Raw genomic sequence first — 7,146 nt, forward strand, 5'->3', positions numbered from 1 at the left:
GCGACGGCGGGAATCGAACCCGCAACATGGAGTTCCGCCCGGCATTCGCCGAGGTCGATGGTGGGAGGACAAGGGTGCGATTCTCCCCATGGAGTCCTACCGGCATTCTTCCCAGTTCCGTCGTGGGGACAAGAGTTCGCAAGACTGTTGCCCTCCGAGGAGGATTGCCGGCCTCGAACCGGCTCGGCCTCTCGGCCTTCCCTGTAGTCCTGCGAGGCATTCCCCACGACGGTCGCGGGCGGGGCGGCGAGTGTTCGTGAGACGACAGGCTCTCTCGAGCCGCCACCACGGTGCCTTACGGTCCGCACGGTGACTTGAATGTCGTCCCACGGGCATCCCCCGCCCGCCTTTGCGTCAGAGCGCGGTGGCTTCCACCACGCTCGTGAAGTGCTGGGGCCCCGTCCGGCTCGCCGCGACGTCGGCGAGGAGGCGGAACACCGCGTCGGAGAACCCGCCGACGTTCACGATGTCGGCCCGCTCCGCGCCTTGCGTCGTGCCATACGGCGCGATGTCGATCAGCACCAGCTTTGCCCTCCCGTTCCTCGCCTTCAGCGTGCCCCACAGCCGCATCAGCTCCGTGCCCTGGGCGGACGAGGCGTCCACCCAGGACTGGTTGTCCGACACGAGGACGACGACGTCCGGCGCCTTCCCCTTGTCCACCAGCCACGCGAGCGGCGCCGATACACTCGTCCCGCCGTCTGCGAGCGCGGCGAGCCGCGCGGCGTTGGTCATCACCGTGTCGCGCCGCTCGAGCCGGACGGGTCGCACCGCCGTGTTGAAGGGCAGCACGGCCGTGTCCGGGTTCTTCCGCACCATCGCCGCTGCGACGAGCGCCGCGACGTCGACGAAGCGGACGCGGCTCGTCGCGCCCTTGCGGTCGCCCGTCGCAGGGCTCGCCATGGAGCCGGAGACGTCCGGGCAGACCGCGACGGTCCCCTCGAACGTCGGAACCGCATTGATCGCGACCTCCATCGCATCGTGCAGCGCGTCCCGGATCGCCTCCGGCACCCCCTCGCCGACGGCGGAGGCCGCCATCATGAGCTGGTAAGGGAACGCCCGTGCGCCTCTGATGCACTCCGGATCGCGAAGCACCGCCGCCACGTGTCGCACCATCTCCTCACGCTCGAACACGCCGTGGCGTGCGAACGTGTTGAGGTTCTGCCGCAGCATCTGCCACGAGCCGCCCCGCGCGATGCCGGCCCACTGGTCCGTCGTGAGCGGCAGGTGGGTCAGCATCTGGAACGGGACGTCCGGCACCTCGCCCGCACCCGTCGCCTTGAAGGCGAGCCAGGCGCGGAGTGGCTCCGGCAGGAGCGCCACGTCGCACGGCTTGCCGATGGCCCAGGCGAAAAACGCCTCCCGCTCCAGCGAGGCCGGCTTCGGGTGCACCATCTTGATCACGTCGGCGAGCGACGGGTCATTGCCGACCGCGCTATTCACGAGTGCGCGGTCCGAGGCGGTGTTGAGCCAGTCGGCCACCATCGCCTTCGGCCGTGTCCCGAGCGATTTCCGCCCGACCGCCCCCGATCGCATCACCTGGACGAACGTCCGCAGCATCTTGCCATCGGTCACGACGCGGCCGAACGCGGCACGGAAAAGGTCCGTGTCGACGGTCGACAGCACCGCGAGGAGGACGGCCGGCATGTCCTTCATGTTGCCTTGCTCGCGAGCATGGATCGCCGCCTTCGCGAGGAAGGCGGGCTCCACCCTCCGGGCGAGCGCCAACGTCCGCTCGAGCTCGAGCTTCGGCTCGGCGTAGAAGAGCTGACCGAAGGTCCCCGTAACGGCGAGCTGCGCCAGCGCGTGCCGGTCTTCGTGGGCGTACGCTGGCGCGTCCTCGAAATTGACGGCGGTCGTCGCCGGGACCATCGGGCCGCGGAACGACCGGAAGAGACTCTTCAGTGCCATCGGGACCTCCCTTGCTCGCGGCGGCCCTCCGTGGCCGTCGACGTCCGGGAATGTGCCGCCAACGGGCGCTGGGCGCGAACGAATATGCCGATTTCGGCTAACATTCTGTCAGAGCAAGCATTTTACCACTTCGCGATGTGGCGCCCATCCGCTAATCTTATCCTACTGGCGCGTAATTTATCTAATGGGATCAAGCGTGATGCAAAACGTGGTGATCGGCTTCCTTGGCACCACGCTGGACGCCCGTCGGGGCGGCCACTGGCGCCCCTCGGTCCACCTCTGTGGTCGTGAGGACTTCCCCGTCCATCGGCTCGAGCTCCTCCACGACGAGCGCTTCCGGAGGCTCGGCGAATCCGTGAAGCGAGAGATCGGCAAACGCGCGCCAGAGACCGAGGTGCTCCTGCGCCGGCTCGATCTTCAAAACCCGTGGGACTTCGAGGAGGTCTATGGCGCCCTCTACGACTTCGCCCGCGGCTACGGCTTCGACGAGGAGCGCGAGCGCTACCATGTGCACCTCACGACCGGGACGCATGTCGCGCAGATCTGCTGGTTCCTCCTCACCGAGGCGCGGCACGTTCCGGCGCTCCTCCTCCAGTCGGGGCCGTCCAAGGGCGGCGGGGAGGCGATTGTCGAGATCATCGACCTCGACCTCAGCCGCTACGACCGCATCCAGCAGCGCTTCGATCTCGTCGCCGAGAGTCATAATCGCCTTCTGAAAGCCGGGATCGAGACGCGGAACCCTGCCTTCAATGCCCTCATCGATCGCATCGAGCGTGTCGCAATGGCCTCCGCCGCGCCGATCCTCCTGCTCGGCGAGACGGGGACGGGGAAGACGGAGCTCGCCGAGCGGATCTATACCCTCAAGCGGCAGGAACGGCGGCTCAAGGGCCGTTTCGTACACGTCAACTCCGCGACCATCCGGGGGGAACGCGGGATGGCGACATTGTTTGGACAGCGCCGTGCGGGGACCGGCGCGTCCGACCGTCGCGGCCAGATGCGCGAGGCCGACGGCGGTGTCCTCTTCCTCGACGAGATCGACGCCCTCGGCTTGGACGAGCAGGCGATGATCCTCGACGCGATCGAAAGCGGCTCCTTCCTGCCGGTCGGCGCCGACACGCCGGTCACTTCCGCCTTCCACCTCATCGCCGGGGCAAATCGCGATCTTGGCCGGCTCGTCGCCGAGGGTCGCTTCCGCTCAGACCTCTACGCCCGGCTGAACCTGTGGGCCTTCCTCCTCCCTCGGCTCGCCGATCGGCGCGAAGACATCGAGCCGAACCTCGACCACGAGCTCGCCCGCATGGCGAGGACGACCGGCACCAAAATCGGCTTCAACGCCGACGCGCGTGAGCAGTACCTGCGCTTCGCGCTCGACCCGCGTGCGGCGTGGCCGGGCAACTTCCGCGACCTCCGCGCCTCGGTCGAGCGGCTCTGCGTCCTCGCCCCACGCGGACGGATCACGCTTGCCATGGTGGAGGAGGAAGTGGCGCTCCTCGCTGCCCAATGGACGGCGCAGGAGCACGATCCCGACGCCAATCTTATCGAGGCCGTCCTCGGCGAGCGCGTCGCTGCGATCGACCCATTCGACCGCTTCCAGCTTGCGGCCGTTATCCGCGCCTGCCGCACAGCGCCCAGTCTCAGCGCCGCCGGACGCGCCCTTTTCGCCGTCTCCCGCACCCAGAAGGCGAGCCGCAACGACGCGGATCGTTTGCGCAAGTACCTCAATCGCTTCGAACTCTCTTGGGAGGATATTTCAGGAGCCTGAAAAGGCGAGGGGGCGATATCCCAGGGGCGCTCCACGGAATTCTTCGATAACAATAGGCGGCGAATTATACAGTAATTCGCCGGTTTCTTATCGGTCGTGCTACTGCAATGGCAGACGCGATTTTGCGCCTCAGCATGGCAAATGACGCAGGCGGGACATCAAAGCGAATTCTACCCTAACATCGACGGGTGGGGAGGTTGCGCGAATGCTTGCCAAGAGGATCGGTTGCATTCGGTTCTCGATCGTCGAGCGGAATCGCGATCTGCAGCGCGATGCGTTGCGGAAAGCGAAGGAGCGGCTGCGCGCCGGCGATGCGCTGGAGGTGTGGCGGCTCGACGGGGACAAGCAGGCTGTTGCGGTGCAGCTTTACCGAAAGAGGAAGCTCACGGTGGCCAAGATCTGCGCGATGATGGGATCTCAAAGCCAACCCTGTACGCCTGTGTCCACGCCGCCGGCGACGGCTGAGTTCGTGCGTGCCCGCCACCAGCCGGCGGAGGCTGAATTCGACGAGGCGAAGGTACGCGGCCGAGGAAGGTAAGCATGTCGCGCCAACAAAGAGGAATGGCGTCGAAGCCCGATTCGGAACGCGAGCATGAATGGCTTCGCCGCAAAGGCAAATTGGCGATGGGGTGGCCCATTGTTCGGCTCACGCGGCATGACCGATCCGAACCAATTCGCCGGAAAGCCTCGCTTGATTGATTAAATCCGTACTCTGAAATTAGTCTTTCTCATATTTCTCATATTCCCAATACGAATATTTATTCAGGTATTGTGCGGGCGACCGCCAATCGAGACTATTAGACTGATCAATCAAGGAGTTAATCTTCGCAATTAAGCCGGTCTCATCGAATGTGCCGACGATTATTGCGCGAGAGATTTTAACGGAATCTCCATTTCGAACGATATTTTCTAGATGTAGCAATGATATAATATTGGAACAAATCCATGCGGTCAGTGTAGCTAATCCCCGATTAGAGCGTGGACCCATATATCGCCAAATTCTTCAGAAAACTCAAAATCTGTCTACATCATGATCAATGCAGTCGATCTTCATTGCCATGTATTTCATATCAATCGATGATATCCATATGACCACGACGTCTAAACGGAGCGCGCGGTATATCTCGACGGTCAATATTGGACTCTACGGCGGTGATCGAATCTGCGCCGCTCGCCTCCAGCTCCTTCAATCGCATGCCGCCCGAAACCTTAATGCCGCCAAAGAGATTGTGCCACGTGTAGAGCATCGCGTCGCTGATCCCGTAATGCGGCACAGCTCCGCCACACAGATTCCCGACGCATGCTCCTTCAGCGCCGCGATGATCTGTTGCACAATGAAGTGGCTATTCTTCATCTCCGCCTCCTTCTGGCGGAGCCAAGTTCAAATCGAGGGCACTTTGGGAGGCAACGTCACGACGAGCCGGATGCTTCTTGCAAAGCCCGAATAAACGCGTCCTTGCTGCCGCTCGGTGACGACAGCATTATATAATCTCGCTCGACTATCTCAAGATATTCGCGGATATCTTGCATTGACGCTTTAGATTGGATCAGCGTTTGAATATGAGCCAGATATGTATCGTACTCGTCAGCAGGCAATGGCCGATAGCCGAGCGAATCTTCCGTCTCTATATTGGACATTGGAATTCCAATTGGATTCCAATATTTAGCGCACAGCCTACGAAGTTCTTCCAGTTTCATTGAAGTCAAGTTCCCTTAAGGCGCGGCAATCATTCGACTAATTGCGTTGTCTATCGCAATGGTCACATTGTTTGTGGTGTCGGTATAGAGCGTCATGCCGATGCCTCCGGAGCGAGGGCGTCAGTTCTGATCGTATCTTCAACAATCGAAGGTGTCAGTTCACGATTTTGCATCGGATCAATGGCGTGGCCCGGGTAACGCCCCTTTTCCTTTGCCATTTAAATTTGGTTCGGATCATTCAACGCATAGGCATACCGGTTGATCCTCACCCCTGGGACATCCGGATCGAGCAAATCGGGCTGGATGAGCCGGGCGATACGGGGATCATAATAGCGCGCATTGAGGTCCATGAGCGCCGCGGCCTCGTCATAGCGCTCCGACAGGAAGCTCTTCGATTCCGCCGCCGGCGTCGGCCGCACCTCGCTCCGTGTCTCCTCCCCATAAGGCTGATACCCCACCCGTGTCGCGAGCCGCCCCGCTCGGCGTCATAGGTCCACTCGGCGCGAACGCCGTTGCCATAGTCGCCGGCGGTGAGCTGGCCCCGCGCATCGTAGCTCGAGCCGGTGACGAGTTCGGGGGCGACGGTCGGCTTGCCGGTGGCGGTGTAGGCCGACGGGTCGTTCCCGGCCCCGATGCGGTCTCCGTCCGGATATTCGATCCACCGTGTGGCACCACATCAGTCCCGGCAATTCGACGCAGGGCAGGGGTTGCGAGCCCTTCAACAATTCTATTTTCGGGGATCATCCAGAAACATAGACACAATACCAGTGACGACGCCAAACCCGGCTGATAGCAGCACAACAAACAAAATGCTGCCATACGTTATATCATTGGGTAGGAGAATATAAAAAATAAATGACAATAACAAGCATCCAACAAAGGCGCGGATAGAGGAATTCAAAAATATTTCTAACTTGGTCAGGTCCATATATCACTGTTAATCAGAACGATTGTATCATTTTAGCGCGTGGCGTAACCGTCAATTCGTGACACCTCTGTTTTTTCGGGTTGCTTGCTCTGACTTGCCATTCCAGATGCGAGCGTAGCAACAGCAATCCCAACACCCTCTAAGGCTTCTGGCGAACGTCGATCGCGCCATTGCCGACCTTGTGCCGCTGACTGTATTTCCTGGCAGCTCCAATTGTCATGCCGCCGATCAAAGCAGCTTGCGCCCCAGCCGCCGTGGCCACTGCGGATGCCCCCTACCGAGCGCCATCTGCGCCGCTTCTGGTTCAATGCTAGCGGCTGCGGCATCATTTGGTGGATTGATTCCAACGTTTGGGCCCCTCGGCCTCGTGCGGCGATGATGGCATCGGGATCGGCGGGATCGGCACACCAGACGAAGGGTTTTACCTCGCCGTCGTTGTGTTCGGCTATGTAGCGGTTGATGGCGGCCTGAAGATCGCAGACCGAGTGGAAGGCGCGGTGCTTTAGGTGGCGGCGGGTGGGCTTGGCGAAGGGCCCTCGACGGCGTTCAGTCATGACGCCGATGCCGGGGTGAAGTGGAACGTCCGGCGCGGGTTCCGGGCGAGCCAGCGCCGGCCTCGGGCGTCTTGTGGGAGGATAGGTTGTCGAGGACGACGTGGACGACCTTGCCGGCAGGAATGCCCCGCTCCCGGCGGTTGTGCGCGAACGCCGGGTCCTTCGAGGGCCTTGAAGGTGCGCCAGCGGTTCGGCGCGAGACCATGCGCCTTCCAGACCGCCTGAGCAGTGGACGGCGCGACGCGGGCGATCTTCGCCATCGCCCGCAGTGTCCAAGGGATGGCCTCGTTAGGGGG

The 7,146-nt window shown here is 62.0% G+C and carries 7 protein-coding genes and 1 pseudogene (1 of these 8 only partly in view); 2 read left to right on the top strand and 6 right to left on the bottom strand.

The features are described 5' to 3' along the window. Nucleotides 1–354: 354 nt before the first annotated feature. Complete coding sequence (locus tag L1787_RS13350; RefSeq protein ID WP_235709347.1) at nt 355–1,908, bottom strand: vWA domain-containing protein; 1,554 nt, start codon at nt 1,906–1,908, stop codon at nt 355–357. Nucleotides 1,909–2,104: 196 nt separating this feature from the next. Here L1787_RS13350 and rtcR point away from each other — a divergent pair, with 196 nt between their 5' ends. Both rtcR and L1787_RS13360 read left to right on the top strand, forming a co-directional pair. Next, nucleotides 2,105–3,670 (top strand): RNA repair transcriptional activator RtcR, encoded by a 1,566-nt coding sequence (rtcR, locus tag L1787_RS13355; protein WP_439648291.1) that lies wholly within the window; start codon nt 2,105–2,107, stop codon nt 3,668–3,670. Between the two features lie 205 nt (nt 3,671–3,875). Then, entirely contained in the window at nt 3,876–4,208 is a 333-nt protein-coding gene (locus L1787_RS13360; RefSeq protein WP_235709349.1) for a hypothetical protein, read from the top strand. Between the two features lie 180 nt (nt 4,209–4,388). Here L1787_RS13360 and L1787_RS26085 read toward each other — a convergent pair whose 3' ends face one another. From L1787_RS26085 to L1787_RS13380, 5 genes and pseudogenes are all read right to left on the bottom strand, one after another. After that, nucleotides 4,389–4,658, bottom strand: a complete 270-nt coding sequence (locus tag L1787_RS26085) for an Imm8 family immunity protein (protein ID WP_369415096.1) — start codon at nt 4,656–4,658, stop codon at nt 4,389–4,391. Between the two features lie 82 nt (nt 4,659–4,740). Beyond that, nucleotides 4,741–4,917 (bottom strand): hypothetical protein, encoded by a 177-nt coding sequence (locus L1787_RS13365; protein ID WP_235709350.1) that lies wholly within the window; start codon nt 4,915–4,917, stop codon nt 4,741–4,743. Between the two features lie 163 nt (nt 4,918–5,080). Continuing rightward, a complete protein-coding gene (locus L1787_RS13370; RefSeq protein ID WP_235709351.1) occupies nt 5,081–5,368 on the bottom strand; it encodes a hypothetical protein in 288 nt (95 codons plus the stop codon). A gap of 218 nt (nt 5,369–5,586) precedes the next feature. Next, nucleotides 5,587–5,826, bottom strand: a complete 240-nt coding sequence (locus L1787_RS13375) for an RHS repeat-associated core domain-containing protein (RefSeq protein ID WP_369415097.1) — start codon at nt 5,824–5,826, stop codon at nt 5,587–5,589. 805 nt (nt 5,827–6,631) lie between these two features. Next, nucleotides 6,632–7,146: pseudogene (locus tag L1787_RS13380) on the bottom strand (transposase); its annotated part runs 313 nt beyond the window's last position; the annotation flags it as partial.

The organism is Acuticoccus kalidii (assembly GCF_021556395.1).
GTDB lineage: Bacteria > Pseudomonadota > Alphaproteobacteria > Rhizobiales > Amorphaceae > Acuticoccus > Acuticoccus kalidii.

Bases quoted from the DNA above. Each gene is read 5' to 3' on its own strand.
- L1787_RS13350 (WP_235709347.1), bottom strand. From the start codon at position 1,908: ATGGCACTGAAGAGTCTCTTCCGGTCGTTCCGCGGCCCGATGGTCCCG.
- L1787_RS13360 (WP_235709349.1), top strand. From the start codon at position 3,876: ATGCTTGCCAAGAGGATCGGTTGCATTCGGTTCTCGATCGTCGAGCGG.
- L1787_RS26085 (WP_369415096.1), bottom strand. From the start codon at position 4,658: ATGGGTCCACGCTCTAATCGGGGATTAGCTACACTGACCGCATGGATT.
- L1787_RS13365 (WP_235709350.1), bottom strand. From the start codon at position 4,917: ATGCTCTACACGTGGCACAATCTCTTTGGCGGCATTAAGGTTTCGGGC.
- L1787_RS13370 (WP_235709351.1), bottom strand. From the start codon at position 5,368: ATGAAACTGGAAGAACTTCGTAGGCTGTGCGCTAAATATTGGAATCCA.